This window comes from Vreelandella sp. F11 (genome assembly GCF_042466685.1).
GTDB lineage: Bacteria > Pseudomonadota > Gammaproteobacteria > Pseudomonadales > Halomonadaceae > Vreelandella.
Genome location: NZ_CP170448.1, coordinates 318,017 through 333,076, shown reverse-complemented (window position 1 = coordinate 333,076; position 15,060 = coordinate 318,017). Strand labels below are relative to the sequence as shown.

The window sequence follows — 15,060 nt, the reverse complement described above, 5'->3', positions numbered from 1 at the left end:
GGGGTTGGTGCTGGCGCTGAGAAGCTACGCCCGTTAAACGGCGAGGGGGCTGCATGACCAGCCACGCCGCCTTTATTGATCGACAAGCCCTTGCTGATTCGCTACTGAAATGTGGGCCATGGCACTGTACAAGCGATGACCAGGCATTAATCGACCATGCCACCGCCCAAGCCCGCGCCATTGAACTGGAAGCTGCCAGCCTAGGCGATCCAGTTTACGCGCTACAACGTGCCCGCCGCCGGGTAGCTAAGCATTGCTTACCCCTTCCCACCGGACATAGCACCGCCGGGGAACTATTACGCCTTGCATGCCCTATGTGGTGGCGCCGCCAGCTTCGACGCCTTACCAGCCGCCGCCGTGAACAGCGGCAACGCATCTTAGGCCACACACAGAAACGGGCAGGTATTTACGTTAGTGATGAAGGCTACCGCCGTCGCATTGACCAAACCACGCGCAACGCCCGCTTGCTTGAAGCCATCACGGCCACCAACCAGGACGGCGACCAGTACACCCTTGCAGAGCTGGCCGAGCTGGGTTTAGCCAATCCAGAGTTTAGGCGGGCAGAGCTAATGCTGCGCATTGCCGACACTGAGCGCGAAGCCGACCGGGCAGGCCACCGGGGGATGTTCTACACCATCACTACCCCTAGCCGCTTTCACCCGGTACGACAGAACGCCAGCATCAACCATAAATATGCTGGCGCTAACCCGCGTGAAGCACAGGCCTACTTGCAGAACCTATGGGCTAAAGCCCGCGCCAAGTTCAAGCGCGATGGTCTAGGTATCTATGGGATCCGTGTTGCCGAGCCCCACCATGATGGAACGCCCCACTGGCATTTGCTGGTATGGATGCGTCCCGAAGATGAACCGAAGGTAACCAGCATATTGCGGCGCTACTCGCTGGAAGATTCACCGGGTGAGGTTAAGCGAAACACTAGCGTTAGATTCAAGCCCGTGGCCATTGATCGAAGCAAGGGAAGTGCTGCCGGGTATGTGGCCAAGTACGTGGCTAAAAACATCAACGGCAAGCAACACAGCCGCCAAGGCGTACCGGGCGATAACCTCGACCACTACGGCCAGCCATTAGAAACCAGCGCGCCACGCATTGAAGCGTGGGCAGCCTGCTGGGGTATTCGCCAGTTTCAGTTTGTCGGCCTTCCTTCTGTCACCGTGTGGCGTGAGCTGCGCCGCCTCAAAGATGAACAGCGCTTAGCCGATTGGGAAGCGGCCACACGGCCAGAACCGGAAGCCGCCGCGATCCTAGAAGGGTTACGCCAAGCGGCCAATGCTGGCGCCTGGGATAAGTACCTGCACTTGATGGGTGGCCCTATGCAGCCCCGCGACGCTGCCCCCATTCGCCCATGGCGGGTAGTACGTCAAACGACCGACATAGCGAACTGTGACCGGATTACCGGGGAGTGGTCAAGCGACACGCTTGGCCGTTACGGGGAACCGATGGCGGGCACCTGGGGCTTAGTGGTTAGCAGCCAGCTAGGCGAAACGGAATACCTTACCCGGTACTACCGCTGGACGTTTGAGCGTAAGGGTGAAGCTGCCGGGGTTGATTTTAAGCGCGTAGGCGAAGCCGCAGCGCCTTGGACTCGTGTCATTAACTGTACGCAGACCACCCCCGCCACCCCGCTTAATGACTGGGAGTGGCATGTAACAGAGTCCTTTAGGCGAATGCACCCACCGTTACCACGTGAGCAGATAAGGGATATTCAAAGGCAGGCAGCAATAGACGCCCACCAATACCGGATTGCATCCGTGCGCCGCCGCCTTGAACACGATGACCGCGAGCGTTTGCGTATCTCACTGGATGAAGGTCGCGAGCTGCTGATAGGCATGCTGGCGCGTGGTGAGCTGTCGCCCGCTGATATTCCACCGGGAGCCATAGCATGAACGGTGAAGCCCTACTTGCCCGCATTGCCCAGATGCAAGCCACCGCTGGTGCTGCCCGGTCGCAAGGCCAGCCCGGTGCCCGAGCCAAGCAACATCAACGGCGGGCAACCGTGACCACCCGCGTAGAGCCATGGCTGGCGCTGATAGAGAAGCGGTGCGGACTGCTGGGTGAGGATCGTCGCTATATCCGCTTGAGGCTGGCCACTCAACAGCACAGTGAAGCAATGCGACTTGCCGAAGGGTATAGCGCTGCCTGGGAACAGGCAGCCAGGGAAGAACAGCGCGCCCACGTAAAGAACAACGCAGGCCGTCAAGCGGCTAACCGTTGGCTAAAGCGGCAGCTTGAGCAATGAGCGCGCTGCCAATGTGGTTAACCGTGTTCATGTTCGCGGATATAGGTTTTAAGCGCCTGATCAATACGACGCTGCCAGCCTTCACCCTCTGCCTTGAAATGCTCTATTACTTCGGGAGAAAGGCGTATTGACGTTTTAACCTTAGTGGGGGCTTGCTGGCGCCCACGCTTACCAATCGTTCTTTGTAGAGCAACGGGCAGCACGTCAGCCATGGGGCGCATTTGTTTTACGTCCGCGTCTGTCAGCTCCCTTACTTCGCCGTCTTTATTCGTGAGTCGCGTTTTCATAGCTCCGCACCTCCCGTGCGTTGGCTTTCCTGAGACTGATAACCCGAATGCCATCGGTGATAGGCGTAAAGCACACCACGTGCACCCTTTCCCCTATCTTCCCCAAACCAATGAAGCGCCGTTCTGGGTAGTCATTGCGGGTATCTTCCGAAAATACAGCCCCATCCCAATCAAAGCGCTCTGCCGCCGTGAAAGGAAGGCCGCGCTCCTGTTCGTTCCGGGCGCTTTTGTTTGGGTCATAGTCGATGATCATAGTCTTTATTGTATGGACAAAAAGCTAAGCCCGCCAGTTCCCCGAGATAAAAACCTAGGTTCTTCTAGCGGCCAACACCCTGTGCCACGGGGGCAAGCAGCCCCGGATCTCGACAAATTTTTGGCCACCCAGCGTGTACCACCGCAGGTGGGCAGTATCCGCGTAGCGATGCGGCTTATCACCTGTGCGACCTGTACACCGCACCCGGCTTACACAGGCAAAGCATGTACAGGTGCCCCCCAGCGAAACGCACACATCAAGGCGGTACCACTCACCAGCGAAGGCCAGCGCTTAGCGCCGCCGGGAGGTGAAGCCATGCAATAGCCCAACGCTAAAGAAAAGGCCCAATAAGGCCCGATTAACGGCAAATAAAAGTGATACGAAAATGAAGAAACGCGGTTCCCAGATTTACCCAACCCAACAGCGGCGCGCAGAGCTGGCGCGAATGCTCAACGAAATGGCCAGCGCTGGCGACGTTAACGCCGCTGGCTGGCTACTGCTGTTATCTGAAATGAAACAACCCAAAAGCGAGGCAACACAATGAACGACGATTTAAACACCTGGAAAGCATGGCTTGAACAGCACCAAGAAACCCAAAAGGCGGTAAGCGTCGCCACTGTCAAAGCGTCAGAAGCGCGGCAACAAATGGAGACGGCTGAACGGCACCTCACGTATTTGACCCGGCAAGAACGGCCAGACAGCTTAATCATTGCCGAACCGGCAACCACTGAGCAGGTTCAAAAAGTGATGGAGCACCTAGCTAAAAAGTTGGAGCGAAGCGCTACACATCGTGATGATCCAATTCGCCAAGAGTTACAACGCGCCTGGAACGACCTTAAGCAAACTCGCAGCCGCTTTGAGGAATCCCAAGCCGTTTATACTGAATGCAGCGAAGCACAAACTCAGGCAGAGAAATCACTGGCCGCCGCCCTTAAGGCAAGGCCAGAGGCTTCACCGCAGGCGCTGGAAGCGGTAACGCAGGCTATGGATGCACACCAACAGCGCATCGATAAAATCAACGGCACCATCACAGCGATGAAAGACAACACAAGCATAATTGCCGACCTGGAAGATCAAGCCCGCCGCGCTGCTGAAGAGGTGGATCGTCTAGAGGCTAGCGCGCTGATGGGTGAAGTTGACGAAACGGCTAAGGGTCAAGCCACCACCACGCTAGCGAAGGCCCGCAAGGCTGCCGAAAAAGCAGCCGAACAGGCAGAGAAGCAAGCCAGTGGCCGCCGGGGGCTAGAAAAAATCCGCGACGATCTACAAGCCGAACTTACCGAGCTGGAAAGCCTGCAACGTGGCGTAGGCTATGAGGTAGGTAAAGCCGCCGTGGCAAAAGCAGAACGCGACCTGCTGGAAGCTATCGAGGTGGCGGGGCTGCAAGATCGTGTGACCGCGATTAATGCCGCTCGCGATGAAGCCAACCACTACGCGCCAGAGGGCATCGTATACAGCGACGCTCATATTGAACTGAAGCTTTCACAGTTCTACACGATGGAAGCGCCTGAACAGCTTGAATACTAACCAGTAGGCCGCTTACATAAGCCGTGAAGGGCAGCCAACTTCACGGCTTTTTTGTGGCTGCCGCTGGCGCTCCGACATGCCGGAAAATGAAAAAGGAACTCCCCCACCCACCCCGGCAATACGGGGGCAAACAGTCGCAGAATTTACCTACGCACGGCAAATTTTCAGGGTTGGTTGTTGTTTTGTTATCACACCACGATTACCCCCTTTGCCGCTGTGCTTGGCGTGCCGTGGCCGCCACGACATTATGAGCCATTTATAAGCCACTTATGAGCCATGGCAATGTTTTATAAGGCTTTCGGCGACGCAGGGGCTTTTCCTAAACACCACACGCTAACCGCCAAGATGGCCATGCCACTACCATGGCCAAAGGCACGCGATACACCAACCCACCACAACCAAACGGCGTATTCTGGCCATGCCCGGTGCGCTGCTGGCGTTATGGTGAATTTGTCACGCTATGATGAAGGCAATTAGTCTGCTGGCGCACTTCACTACCTGGGGGATGGGGCGAAGCCCCATGAAGCGAAGCGGTAACAGACAGGGCACCAAAGCCGCGGCAGCTTGCTGGCCAGCCGTCATACGCTAAGCCCAAAGCACCACAGCCCCTTTATTGCCAAACAGGGTTTTAATAAACGGCACTTGCTGGGTAGCGGTCTGAAAATTTAATTACCCTCAAATCCCTACCTGAGTTCAAAGCACGGGTTAGATCGAGTAGCGACATAAAATAGGGGGCATAATTGGGGGCATTTTTTAAATCAGATTAATTTATTTTCAATACAAACAATTAGTTAAATCTACTTTAAACGGGACGCCGCCTCCACCAGACACCTCTACAAATCAAGCACCTTTAGGTGCTTTTTTTGTGCCTGTGGGTTGCAAAGGACTAACCAAGTACGCTTTTTAGAGAACATATCAACTCTCCGAAAAACGGGCTGACGTTGGTCTAGCGATCCCAGCCCATAAGTTGCCAAGCCTAGACCTCATTATCGCCAATCCACGCTCCATGCACACCGGCGGGCACCCAGGCAGGCAGTTCGATCGCAGCGACAGGGCCCGCGCCGATCTGTATTGCGTCCAGGATCCACAGCTCCGCTACGTTACTACGCAGGTCAGTGACATAGGTTAATAACCATCCGTCATCTTCGCCACGACCCTGTGGGTCGGGAACAAAGCAGGGCTCACCCGCATACACACCTACAGGAAGGTCAAGCACCCAGCGCCGATCGTACTCCATGTCATATTTGACGATACCGTAACCGGCGCGCGCCGCGTCAGGGAAAACCACCGCATAAGCGAAGCGGTTTTGCCGCCCTGTGAAGCCAGGATGAATCATAGGAAATTCAATCGTAAGGTCATCAAGCAGCCCAACACTCGCCGCTCCTTGTTGCAGATCGATTGTCCAACGGCTGCGCTTAGCCCCACTGACAGGCGCGGCTCCCTGAGGCGCGGTACCATTGATAAAGGCTGAGGCTTTCCCCCAAGCGGCTTCGTCAAAGAACGGCCCCTCGACCACAAGGAGGCTATCTGCGTCTTCCCAGGCATTGGAGAAGTGCAGCATGTAATAGGGATCAACGTCGATCCATTGCACTCCCCCTTTGCTGCGGTCACGCGGCATAACGCCGATCCGGCCGCGGTACTCCCTCTGCCACGTATAGGGAAAAGCAAGCTCGGAATGTAGATCAAGCGCGACGTTGGGGTCGAACCAAATCACATAGTTCTCAGTGATGGCGAAGTCATGAATGACAGAACCATTTGGCCCTTCAATCACCTCGCTATGTACCAGCCGCCCCGAGGCATCCGCCACGTGGTAGGTCAAGTACGGCGGGAGAGGCGAATTGCCGAAGAACAGCATCTCGCCTGTGCGGGGGCAGATCTTGGGATGGGCAGTCATCATAGTCTTTAAAGCACCGCCAAAATCGTAGGCGCCGATCGTTTCCAGTTCAGGCGTGATCTCGAAGGGTAAGTTGACCTCTTGAAGGGCCAGAATACGCCCCGCATGGGCGATCACGCTGGTACCGGCTGCACTCGCATGGAGGTTGATCGTCTCGTGATCGACAAACAGCGGCTCCCCCTCCAGCGCTGGCGTTTTGACCCAGCGATTGCGGTACCACTCAGCTCAGCGCGCCCGCCCGAGATGCGTAACCCGTGGATCATGCCTGAACCATAGAACCAGGCGCCTGGATTGATGCCGTCCTTCGGGTTATGACCATTGCGGAAGTAGCGCCCTGATAAAGCGGGCGGGATGGCGCCGCGTACCGGCAGGTCAAAGGCCGTCGTCTCCCTGTTAACGGGGCGGAAATGCCCGTCGAGAAAGCCTGGAACGGGGCCGGGGCTGCTGCCACTCTTGGCGAACGCTTCGAAGCTAAGGATGGAGGTTGCGAATGTGCTTGCCGCGAGGCCGCTTGCCATACGCAGTATATCGCGTCTGCTGTAAGTCATTGAGCTGCTCTCCTTGGCTCAAGCGCTTTCACCCCGAGCGCTGTACTGCTTACGATCCAGCGCTTGAGTGTGGCGGCATACTCGATAGCAGCGGCATCAAGCGCTTCCGCTGACAGCTTGTTGGCCTGATAGAGAACAAAAGGCTCGGCCCAGGGCAGGCCACAGCGATGCGCAGTGGCCTGCAGCGGGGCGAGAAGCGCATTCATTGTGAACATGTTGCGCCCGCCGGGACGGTAGGCGTCTGGTATATTGCCAGCCGTTGCGGCCACCATGAGCGGCTTGCCTTCCAACATATGCCCTTCAGACTCGTAGGCGATGTAGAACATCCTCGTCAGCACGGCATCCTGCCAGGCTTTCAGCAGCGGAGGCGTGGAGTACCACTGGATGGGGAACTGCAGCACGATACGGTCGCATTCAAGCAGCCGCCGGGCCTCGCGCTCGCCGTCTTTGGATAGATCGATGCCATGGGGATAGATGGCTTGCATATCGACGAGCTCCACGGCGGGTAGCTTGGCCGCTGCCGCAGCTAGCGCAGCATTGGCCTTCGAGTGCGCAAGATCGGGGTGGAACAGAAGAATAAGCGTCTTAGTCATGGGGGTCTCGCCTCCTTTAGGTAACTGCAGGGAAACGATGCACCCACGACAAAAATTACTCCAATCGATTAATAATATGTTCTATTATTTGTTTCATGAATCTTCGCTCTCTCGACCTCAACCTGCTCGTTGTCCTTGATGCGCTTCTGGATGAGGCGCACGTCAGTCATGCTGCCGATAAGCTGGGTATGTCACAGCCTGCCGCCTCCGCCGCACTGCAGCGCTGCCGTTATCTCTTCCGTGATGAGTTGCTGGAGCGCGGCCGCGGTACAATGCGCCTAACCCCAAAGGCCGAGGCGCTGCGTGCGCCGCTGAAATCGCTACTTGCGGAGGTGGTGAATCTTGTTGACCCACCCAAGGTGCCGCTGGCTGAAATACGCAAAACAGTGCGGGTCGCCATGGCAGACTATCCGGCGGTGTTCGTAACCGCGCCCTTGCAGCAGGAACTGCAGCGCTCAGCTCCTGGCGTCGATATAGTGATCCAGCCCTGGCATGGCGCCGAGGCCGCACGCCAGGCACTCATCGACGGTTCGACAGACCTCGCCATCTCCGTTTTCCCATCTGTCGAGGAAAAATTGCATCGTGAAGAAGTGTTTGTTGAACACTATGTCGTCGCCATGCGCGCCGGGCACCCTGCCGCCGCCGATTTCAACCTGAATACCTGGCTGAAATACTCGCACATCATCGTCTCCGGGCGCGGTGAAACACGGACGTCGCTGGATACGGAGCTGGCCAGGCTAGGCAGCTCACGTCGGGTTGGTGCGGTGGTACCAAACTTCCAGATGGTGCCTGCGCTGCTGCAGGGATCCGATATGATCGCCATGCTGCCTTCCCGTGTCGTAGCTGACTTCACAGCCCTGATCTCTCTACCGCCCCCGGTGCAGGTACCCGGCTTTACCCTGCACTTGGCATGGCATCTGCGCCATGAGAAGGATCCTGTCGTTCGACACGTTGCTGATATTCTTATCGAACTGCTTCAGTGATGCCACCAGGCGATACCCAACCCGCAATCTGGGAGGGAATGTTCCAGACCACAGTGGTTATAGCGATTTCTGTAGCTGACATGAGGCTACTACGTCGACCAGAAAGCACCTAGCGCTGAGCTTAGCGGTGACCTTGTACGGGGACGAAGCCGCAATAGAGTAGACGTCGCCGTGCCTGTGATTGTTAGGAACTGCCAATTCCTCTTGTAGCGAGATGATGTCCGCTACGCCACCGGCAATGAGTCACTGCTGCCCCAGTCGGCCCAGGAACCGTCATACAGCGACAGCTGAGTATACCCGGCCAGCTCGGCTGCCAGTAGGATGATGCAGGCGGTGATGCCGGAACCACAGGAAAACACCAGTTGGTGACCGTTGCTGGGCTGAAGGGAGGGAGCGAGGTGGGCAAACGTTGACGCCAGCTGGCTGGCTGGCTTGAACCGATGACCCTCCAGCACCTCTGTAAACGGCAGGTTGAGGGAATTGGGGATGTGACCACCGCGCACACCAGGCCTGGGTTCTGGCGCTTGCGCCAGGAAACGTGCCTGTGATCGCGCATCGATGACCGTTACTCGCTCGTCCTCCAGATGCTGGAAAACGTAGGCAGAATCTCGAACCAGGGTGTGGTCGAGCTTGCCAACCACGCTGCCATGCTTGGCCGCATCTGCCACCGAAGCAGAATCGATGTCCCGCCCTTCTGCCAACCACTGCGGCAGGCCGCCATCTAGAACAAACACCTGTTTGAGGCCCATAGCCCGCATAATCCACCAGGCTCGTGGTGCCGAGTAGATACCCTGATCGTCGTACAACACCACCAAGCTCTCGGGCTTGATGCCCAATCTACGGGCCTCCGCCGTGAACTGCTCTTCCGTCGGGAAGGCGTGAGCTTGGGGAGCACCGGTATCGCAAAGCGCTCCTTCCAGGTCGATCCGGAAACTTCCCGGGATCAACATCGGACGGTCATAAACGATCGGCTCCTTGCCAACGACATTGGCCATACTAGCGTCGATCAGCACCAAATGTTCGTTATCCAGATTGTCCTGCAGCCAGGCGGTGGTCACGAGGGGGGAAGGCATGGCGTTCTCCAGTCTAGGTCGACATGCAACAGTACATGATCGCGGACGGGCGAGACCAGCAAGTTGACGCGGATCGCGTAATCCGCAGTATGCTGATCGACGAGCTGCAGAGCGCCGGGCATGCCGATTGGATCGGGTGCTGGAGCCGTGTTCATATCGCCTTTTTCTCCAGTGATGGCCGTTGCAGGCAGGGATTTGAGATCCACACCAAACCTCTCAATCAGGCCTGATATCACTTCGGGACTACTTACCTCGCAGCCGCAACCCTCCTCAACTGAGGATTTTGCAGCACCCTAACACCTGAGTTAAGCCGACCCGCGAAGCGGGTTCGGCTTGAACGAATAGTTAGATGGCGCCGCGAGATCGCCTGCGTGCCAAACGAAAGGCTATCACGCAAAGGAAGATGGCAGCCAAAAAGGTGAACGGAAGCGCGAGGAGTCCCCACAATATCCCGCCAGCAGTGACATTGCCGTCGTTCGCGGTAGCGCAGCTAGAGTTGGTGAGCGCATCAATACATTCTGCGTACTTGTGATAGCGCTCGTAGTAGACCCACCAGAGAAGAGCCGCTAGAGCAGCACTGAACGCGAAGGAAATCGCAGGCTTTTTTATGCTTGGTGGGCGAGTCTCTGATATAGCCATCTAACAGGTATTAGGCTTCCCATCTTATGATTGGATGAACCCGCTGGCATGCTTGTCCGAACAATGCAGCCTGTCAGACGCCTCCAAGCCTATGATTATTTTATGCATTAGTTTTAATTAGGCTGTATATCAAAAATTCGCGAGCGTGCTGCATTGCCCGGCACATCCGCCTGGGGCGGTTACCTGTCTTGCTGCTTCTCTGATTCACCTACCCAGGTTAGCACAGACGGCTGATTATCTTAGGTTGGGCTTTCAACACCGACGTTATTAGGTCAACGGGAGCTGCTAGGGATAAAAAGACTCTCAGTAAACGCGATAGTCGCGCCCATTCGTTGCTCTTGCGAGGACGCAGACTCGGTGGGGAGTTCTAATGCAGAGTCAGGAAGAAGCAACATTTACGGAACTCTTCGCACTACTGATGCCGCTATTCGCACAGTTAACAGAACACAAATGAGCTATGGCCGTTGCTGCTATCATCTAACAGTTCAATTAAGCCGCTTTAGATTCTGCTTATCATCCTCAATAACTTTGAAGTAACTATGCTTCAGATCCAGCACATAGCTATCTCGGGCATTGCCCCGTTTATCGTTAATGCGCTGTAAATACGCATGAAGATTTTCAGGCTTACACATCTGTTTTATGTTATTGATGGTGGCTGCCCAAATGCCTTCCATCTCCCTTACTTCCGTTGTTTTTCCATAACCACTTACCATTTTTACCGCTATCCAGTTCACATGGTAAAGAACGATAATGCCGGGATATAACTGATAGTACCTATCCACATCGATTTTATTTAACGTTACTGCGTACTGAGGATCAACGCCGTACTTGTGTGATTGAAAAAACGGTGTCGTTTGGCTTTTAAGGTCAACGTACCTGCCTGTTTCAGTATGAATAAAATCGGGCACTGTTGGATCCCGTAACTTCTCTTCATTGAGCCTCAAGCCCAATTTTTCACCATACAGCGCTAGAAAACGCGTTTCCAGGCGCTCTCCGTCTTTACACCACTCTTGCTTTTTTTGTAAATCGTTGTGGATAAGTTTATTGCCATCTTTGTCATAAAGCGTATAGGTGGCCATACCCGCTCCTATATTCCCGCCACTTTATTAGTGGGCAGCTTCTTAGCCCTCTCTATTGAGAGCGCCAGGCGCCACCTTAAATTAATTTAGAAATAAAATCATATCTACCAAAATGAGGCAATAGGCGCACCTATCTCCGGTGTCGCCAGTAGGCCATGCGGGTGGGTTCCAGCACTGGAGGTGGTGAGAAAGCAAAGCGCTGGCATCTGGCCAGCGCTTTGATTTTGTTCTGAAGAGTGACACGAAAGTATTTGGAGGTGTATTCGTATCAAACGATGCAGCTTAATGCGCTACCATTTCTTCAACAATCTCCTCACCGCTCAGCGACGATGGGTAATACGTCGGCCAGTGGGTGACTTCTTCTAATAGGGCTTCGCGATCATCACCCCAGTAGAGATGATAGTGATGAGCATCGGTGGGATAAATGCTGTGGTCACTAAACTGGATATATTGGGGCAGATCGTCGGACGCTTCTTCCAACTCGAAAATAAACCGTACGCCGCGATTTCCCGCTTGATAGGTTAAAATTTCATAGCCATCGTATTGGTATTCGCCTGTTCTCTCTTCGCCGTTCTCAAAGAAGGTGACGCTGCTTCCGTCAATGACGATACGCTCAACATCCGTTTGATACCCGGTGTCGTAGTACGCTTTGTACTCTTCAGCCGTCTTGTCACCATGTTCTGCTTTGTGCGCAAACACTTCGTCGAGGGTGCCGTCTTGCAGGTAGGGATAAACGGACTGCCAATCGCCTTCCCAATCAGAAAGCGCACGATCCTTAACCTGATCATCATCAAAATAGCCTGAATAGATATCGTGGTCGTGGTCGTGGTCGTGGTCGTGGTCGTGGTCGTGGTCGTGGTCGTGGTCGTGGTCGTGGTCGTGGTCGCTATGAGTATGGTCGTGATCATGCTCATGGTCATGATCGCTGGCGTTAACGCTCTGAATGCCTGTTAGTATCAAAGCACTCAATACCAATACGCTGGCGCCCTTAAGTGGCAATGCTGTCATATCCGATCTCTCCTTTTGCCGATTGCAAAATAATGCATCTTCGCCATAAAGGTATATTATAACATCACATCAATCAAACCCATTCTTATCTCAACCTGACTCCAGCACACAGAAGGTACGCCTAAAGGGAGGAAACACTTTTTAACAGGCGCAAACGCATCGAGCCCCGCCAAAGCGGGGCCCGATCATCGAATCTAAACGATTCGAGAACTTAAATAATCGCTAGGATTAAGAAAGCAGCTTGATGTTTGAAGCTTGAAGGCCTTTCTGACCTTGGGTAACGTCAAAAGAGACGTTAGCGCCTTCAGGCAGAGTTTTGAAGCCATCAGACTGAATTTCAGAAAAATGAGCAAAAACGTCGTCGCTGCCGTCAGACGGTGCGATGAAGCCAAAACCTTTAGAATCGTTGAACCACTTAACTGTGCCAGTTGCCATGATATTAAATCCTTTTCGCAAGTCGCGAATTGTAGAAATCCTGGTATTACCCAGATAAATAGTGAGTAGAACAAGGAATACAATTACAGACTACCGAAAGAATTCGAATGTTTCTGGAACCATGCTTGCTTGCTAACTTACTAACTGCGGGCATCCTGCCACGTAGACCACAGCAGGTCAAAGCCTTTATGTTTTTTATTTTGCTGATCTGCTTTCATCGTCATTTAAATATCGCGCAAATTACTACAAATAGCCTTAATCTTGCCTAAGAGCTAGGCACTACTAATCTGACGCGCCTGGCGCGTTTGGCTCACCCGGCAAACCCCTGTCATTCGCGGCCTGGCGAGCAATTTTGAAGAGGTTTGAACATGCTATACGGACTTAGCTTATTGGCCGGTATCGCCCTTTTGACCCTCGGCGGTGAGTCGCTCATTCGCGGCGCGGTGGCTGGGGCGCGACGAGTGGGCGTTTCGCCACTGCTCACAGGGTTGGTGGTGGTTGGTTTTGGCACCTCGGCCCCTGAACTTGTGGTCTCAATTGATGCCGCGATTAACCAGCAGCCTGACATTGCGGTTGGCAACATCGTGGGTAGTAATATCGGCAATATTTTATTGATTTTGGGCATGTGCGCCGTTATTTGCCCGATGGTCGTTCAACCATTAGCGCTACGCCGAGATGGCTTGGTGATGGTGCTGGCTAGCCTGCTGTTTATTGGACTCTCCCTCGGCGGTGCGCTAGGACGCATTGATGCAGGGATTTTTATAACGGGGCTCGTCGGCTATCTTATTTGGGCCTATATAAGTGAGAGCCGCCACCACATTCCTGCCGCGGAGATGCACGCTTCAGAAGCGGAGGAGATGACCAAACTGCCCACCACAGGGTGGATGGTCGCCGTAGCCCTGGTAATTGGCTTGGGCATGTTGATTGGCGGGTCACAGCTGCTCTTATACGGCGCCATTGGCTTGGCCCAGGCTATGGGTATTTCCGAAGCGGTGATTGGCTTAACCATCGTCGCTGTGGGTACCTCACTGCCGGAGATGGCCGTGTCGGTGATTGCTGCGTTGCGCCGTCATGCGGATGTTGCCGTTGGGAATATCTTGGGCAGCAATATTTTCAACCTGTTAGGCATTCTGGGAATCTCCGCGTTTTTACAGCCGCTGCCCCTTGCGCCACGCGTGGCCCTGTTTGACCAGTGGGTAATGCTGGGTGCTGCGGGCATACTGGTGCTGTTTTTGTATACCGGTATGCGCCTGTCTCGCTGGGAAGGAGCCGTGCTGCTCGCAGGCTACGCCGCTTATATAGCGTTAAGCTTTACGATTTTTTGAAGTAAGTTGCTTTGTAGGCCGGTTATCGGGGAGCTAAAAAAGCTAGCGCAAAGCGTCAGATATCTCGCTCCCCGCTTCCTGATAGTAACGCAGCGCCCCTGGGTGAAGTGTATCGGCCATGTTTGCCAGCCTTTCGGGGCTAATACTGCTCCACCATGGGGCGTCCTCCGCCAGGGTTTCATGATGCTCCCAAAACGTTTTGGTGAGCGTATAGGCGGTCTCTTCGTCCATCGCGGTTGTGGTGTAGGCAATCACGGGGAGCGACGTCGTATGGACATCGTTGTTGATGCCAGGATAAGTGCCGCCGGGTATCGTTTGGCGTGACGCCCCGGTTTGCTCAATTTGTTCGTCGGTCAGGCTGACCAACGAGATAGGCAGACTGCTGGCCGCCTCAAGCACACTGGGAGAGGGATAGGCACTTGCGGTAACAAAACCATCAATCTGTTCGTTTTTGATCGCATCAGGCCCGCTATTAATCGCCGCATCCGCGATTCGTACGCGGCCTTCCAGGCCAAACAACGTCAGGTACCGAGTGGCCTCACGGGCACTAAAGGTGCCACGTCCAATGAGTATATGCTTACCTTCCAGTGCGGAAAAATCGATGCTGCCTTTATCGCCTGCAAGTACAAAGTGCATGGTCATCGAGGGCAGTGGGAACAGGCTTCGGATCTCCTGGAAACGAGGGTGCGGGTGCTCTGCAAACGCCCCCTCGCCGGCCATCGCCTGTTCAATTAAAACGGCCGGAGAGGTAAACACGTAATTGCCTTGGCGAGCCGATACTTCCATCACGTTTTGTATAGAACCCTGGCTCTCTTCCAGGGTGAGAATAATGGCTTCGTCAGTCCCCTCGCGAATGGCATCAGAGAGCTCTACGCCCATTAGGTAGTAGGCCGTACCCGCCGCGGCTGACTTATAGGTCACACGAGTTTCAGCCTGGATATCGAAAGCGGCACATAAAAGAGCCAGCGTCGCTATGGATGTACCAAGCGCGCGGCACTGGGAGGAGAAGGGGTTGCGCATCGTGTTACTCCTTAGCGTATCCAATGGCCGTGGCTGACAGGCCTCGTTTTATCGTCACCCGCTGTTTTTGAGCAAACGCTTAGTGGACAAACTTTTCAGTCTGAGTGGGAGCGTGGCGCGTCTAAACATAGCACGACTGACC

16 protein-coding genes are annotated in these 15,060 nt (G+C 54.7%); 6 read left to right on the top strand and 10 right to left on the bottom strand.

All coding sequences use genetic code 11. The annotated features are described in order from the left end of the window. The first annotated feature begins 53 nt into the window (after nucleotides 1-53). Nucleotides 54-1,901 carry a replication endonuclease gene (locus tag ACFIOZ_RS01615; protein WP_386081799.1) on the top strand — a complete coding sequence of 616 codons (1,848 nt, stop codon included), beginning with the start codon at nucleotides 54-56 and terminating at the stop codon, nucleotides 1,899-1,901. Beyond that, complete coding sequence (locus tag ACFIOZ_RS01610; protein WP_386081797.1) at nucleotides 1,898-2,254, top strand: hypothetical protein; 357 nt, start codon at nucleotides 1,898-1,900, stop codon at nucleotides 2,252-2,254. The genes ACFIOZ_RS01615 and ACFIOZ_RS01610 overlap by 4 nt, the downstream gene beginning before the upstream one ends. Before the next feature lie 17 nt (nucleotides 2,255-2,271). Here the strand turns inward: ACFIOZ_RS01610 and ACFIOZ_RS01605 are convergent, their stop codons facing one another. Both ACFIOZ_RS01605 and ACFIOZ_RS01600 read right to left on the bottom strand, forming a co-directional pair. Next, on the bottom strand, nucleotides 2,272-2,541 hold the full coding sequence (locus tag ACFIOZ_RS01605; protein ID WP_035562624.1) for a BrnA antitoxin family protein: 270 nt from the start codon (nucleotides 2,539-2,541) through the stop codon (nucleotides 2,272-2,274). Continuing rightward, a complete protein-coding gene (locus ACFIOZ_RS01600) occupies nucleotides 2,519-2,794 on the bottom strand; it encodes a BrnT family toxin (RefSeq protein WP_308321894.1) in 276 nt (91 codons plus the stop codon). The genes ACFIOZ_RS01605 and ACFIOZ_RS01600 overlap by 23 nt, the downstream gene beginning before the upstream one ends. Before the next feature lie 385 nt (nucleotides 2,795-3,179). Between ACFIOZ_RS01600 and ACFIOZ_RS01595 the strand changes: the two genes are divergently transcribed. After that, a complete protein-coding gene (locus tag ACFIOZ_RS01595; protein WP_233973670.1) occupies nucleotides 3,180-3,338 on the top strand; it encodes a hypothetical protein in 159 nt (52 codons plus the stop codon). Continuing rightward, nucleotides 3,335-4,321, top strand: a complete 987-nt coding sequence (locus tag ACFIOZ_RS01590) for a hypothetical protein (protein WP_386081795.1) — start codon at nucleotides 3,335-3,337, stop codon at nucleotides 4,319-4,321. The genes ACFIOZ_RS01595 and ACFIOZ_RS01590 overlap by 4 nt, the downstream gene beginning before the upstream one ends. 976 nt (nucleotides 4,322-5,297) lie before the next feature. Here the strand turns inward: ACFIOZ_RS01590 and ACFIOZ_RS01585 are convergent. The 3 genes from ACFIOZ_RS01585 to ACFIOZ_RS01575 are packed head-to-tail and all read right to left on the bottom strand — an operon-like array spanning nucleotide 5,298 to nucleotide 7,356. Beyond that, the gene (locus tag ACFIOZ_RS01585; protein ID WP_386083971.1) at nucleotides 5,298-6,386 is read right to left on the bottom strand and encodes a carotenoid oxygenase family protein; all 1,089 of its coding nucleotides are present in this window, start codon (nucleotides 6,384-6,386) and stop codon (nucleotides 5,298-5,300) included. Further along, nucleotides 6,329-6,763 carry a carotenoid oxygenase family protein gene (locus ACFIOZ_RS01580; RefSeq protein ID WP_386081793.1) on the bottom strand — a complete coding sequence of 145 codons (435 nt, stop codon included), beginning with the start codon at nucleotides 6,761-6,763 and terminating at the stop codon, nucleotides 6,329-6,331. Before ACFIOZ_RS01580 ends, ACFIOZ_RS01585 begins: the two co-directional genes overlap by 58 nt. After that, nucleotides 6,760-7,356, bottom strand: coding sequence for an NAD(P)H-dependent oxidoreductase (locus tag ACFIOZ_RS01575; RefSeq protein WP_386081791.1), 597 nt, complete (start codon nucleotides 7,354-7,356; stop codon nucleotides 6,760-6,762). Before ACFIOZ_RS01575 ends, ACFIOZ_RS01580 begins: the two co-directional genes overlap by 4 nt. Nucleotides 7,357-7,451: 95 nt before the next feature. Between ACFIOZ_RS01575 and ACFIOZ_RS01570 the strand changes: the two genes are divergently transcribed. After that, on the top strand, nucleotides 7,452-8,339 hold the full coding sequence (locus tag ACFIOZ_RS01570; protein ID WP_386081789.1) for a LysR family transcriptional regulator: 888 nt from the start codon (nucleotides 7,452-7,454) through the stop codon (nucleotides 8,337-8,339). Nucleotides 8,340-8,563: 224 nt separating this feature from the next. Here ACFIOZ_RS01570 and ACFIOZ_RS01565 read toward each other — a convergent pair whose 3' ends face one another. The 4 genes from ACFIOZ_RS01565 to ACFIOZ_RS01550 all read right to left on the bottom strand — a co-directional run bounded on the left by ACFIOZ_RS01565 (nucleotide 8,564) and on the right by ACFIOZ_RS01550 (nucleotide 12,573). Beyond that, nucleotides 8,564-9,412 carry a sulfurtransferase gene (locus ACFIOZ_RS01565; RefSeq protein ID WP_386081786.1) on the bottom strand — a complete coding sequence of 283 codons (849 nt, stop codon included), beginning with the start codon at nucleotides 9,410-9,412 and terminating at the stop codon, nucleotides 8,564-8,566. 1,124 nt (nucleotides 9,413-10,536) lie between these two features. After that, nucleotides 10,537-11,130 (bottom strand): hypothetical protein, encoded by a 594-nt coding sequence (locus ACFIOZ_RS01560; RefSeq protein WP_386081784.1) that lies wholly within the window; start codon nucleotides 11,128-11,130, stop codon nucleotides 10,537-10,539. Nucleotides 11,131-11,412: 282 nt separating this feature from the next. Further along, a complete protein-coding gene (locus ACFIOZ_RS01555; RefSeq protein WP_386081782.1) occupies nucleotides 11,413-12,138 on the bottom strand; it encodes a metal-binding protein ZinT in 726 nt (241 codons plus the stop codon). Between the two features lie 228 nt (nucleotides 12,139-12,366). Then, on the bottom strand, nucleotides 12,367-12,573 hold the full coding sequence (locus tag ACFIOZ_RS01550; RefSeq protein ID WP_007111857.1) for a cold-shock protein: 207 nt from the start codon (nucleotides 12,571-12,573) through the stop codon (nucleotides 12,367-12,369). A 368-nt stretch (nucleotides 12,574-12,941) separates the two neighbouring features. Here ACFIOZ_RS01550 and ACFIOZ_RS01545 point away from each other — a divergent pair, with 368 nt between their 5' ends. Beyond that, on the top strand, nucleotides 12,942-13,898 hold the full coding sequence (locus ACFIOZ_RS01545; RefSeq protein ID WP_386081781.1) for a calcium/sodium antiporter: 957 nt from the start codon (nucleotides 12,942-12,944) through the stop codon (nucleotides 13,896-13,898). A 42-nt stretch (nucleotides 13,899-13,940) separates the two neighbouring features. Here the strand turns inward: ACFIOZ_RS01545 and ACFIOZ_RS01540 are convergent, their stop codons facing one another. Continuing rightward, the gene (locus tag ACFIOZ_RS01540) at nucleotides 13,941-14,918 is read right to left on the bottom strand and encodes a TAXI family TRAP transporter solute-binding subunit (RefSeq protein WP_386081779.1); all 978 of its coding nucleotides are present in this window, start codon (nucleotides 14,916-14,918) and stop codon (nucleotides 13,941-13,943) included. Nucleotides 14,919-15,060 lie beyond the last annotated feature (142 nt).

Excerpts from the sequence above, each read along its gene's own strand:
- ACFIOZ_RS01615 (WP_386081799.1), top strand. The coding sequence starts at position 54 with ATGACCAGCCACGCCGCCTTTATTGATCGACAAGCCCTTGCTGATTCG.
- ACFIOZ_RS01610 (WP_386081797.1), top strand. The coding sequence starts at position 1,898 with ATGAACGGTGAAGCCCTACTTGCCCGCATTGCCCAGATGCAAGCCACC.
- ACFIOZ_RS01605 (WP_035562624.1), bottom strand. The coding sequence starts at position 2,541 with ATGAAAACGCGACTCACGAATAAAGACGGCGAAGTAAGGGAGCTGACA.
- ACFIOZ_RS01600 (WP_308321894.1), bottom strand. The coding sequence starts at position 2,794 with ATGATCATCGACTATGACCCAAACAAAAGCGCCCGGAACGAACAGGAG.
- ACFIOZ_RS01595 (WP_233973670.1), top strand. The coding sequence starts at position 3,180 with ATGAAGAAACGCGGTTCCCAGATTTACCCAACCCAACAGCGGCGCGCA.
- ACFIOZ_RS01590 (WP_386081795.1), top strand. The coding sequence starts at position 3,335 with ATGAACGACGATTTAAACACCTGGAAAGCATGGCTTGAACAGCACCAA.
- ACFIOZ_RS01580 (WP_386081793.1), bottom strand. The coding sequence starts at position 6,763 with ATGACTTACAGCAGACGCGATATACTGCGTATGGCAAGCGGCCTCGCG.
- ACFIOZ_RS01575 (WP_386081791.1), bottom strand. The coding sequence starts at position 7,356 with ATGACTAAGACGCTTATTCTTCTGTTCCACCCCGATCTTGCGCACTCG.
- ACFIOZ_RS01570 (WP_386081789.1), top strand. The coding sequence starts at position 7,452 with ATGAATCTTCGCTCTCTCGACCTCAACCTGCTCGTTGTCCTTGATGCG.
- ACFIOZ_RS01565 (WP_386081786.1), bottom strand. The coding sequence starts at position 9,412 with ATGCCTTCCCCCCTCGTGACCACCGCCTGGCTGCAGGACAATCTGGAT.
- ACFIOZ_RS01560 (WP_386081784.1), bottom strand. The coding sequence starts at position 11,130 with ATGGCCACCTATACGCTTTATGACAAAGATGGCAATAAACTTATCCAC.
- ACFIOZ_RS01555 (WP_386081782.1), bottom strand. The coding sequence starts at position 12,138 with ATGACAGCATTGCCACTTAAGGGCGCCAGCGTATTGGTATTGAGTGCT.
- ACFIOZ_RS01550 (WP_007111857.1), bottom strand. The coding sequence starts at position 12,573 with ATGGCAACTGGCACAGTTAAGTGGTTCAACGATTCTAAAGGTTTTGGC.
- ACFIOZ_RS01545 (WP_386081781.1), top strand. The coding sequence starts at position 12,942 with ATGCTATACGGACTTAGCTTATTGGCCGGTATCGCCCTTTTGACCCTC.
- ACFIOZ_RS01540 (WP_386081779.1), bottom strand. The coding sequence starts at position 14,918 with ATGCGCAACCCCTTCTCCTCCCAGTGCCGCGCGCTTGGTACATCCATA.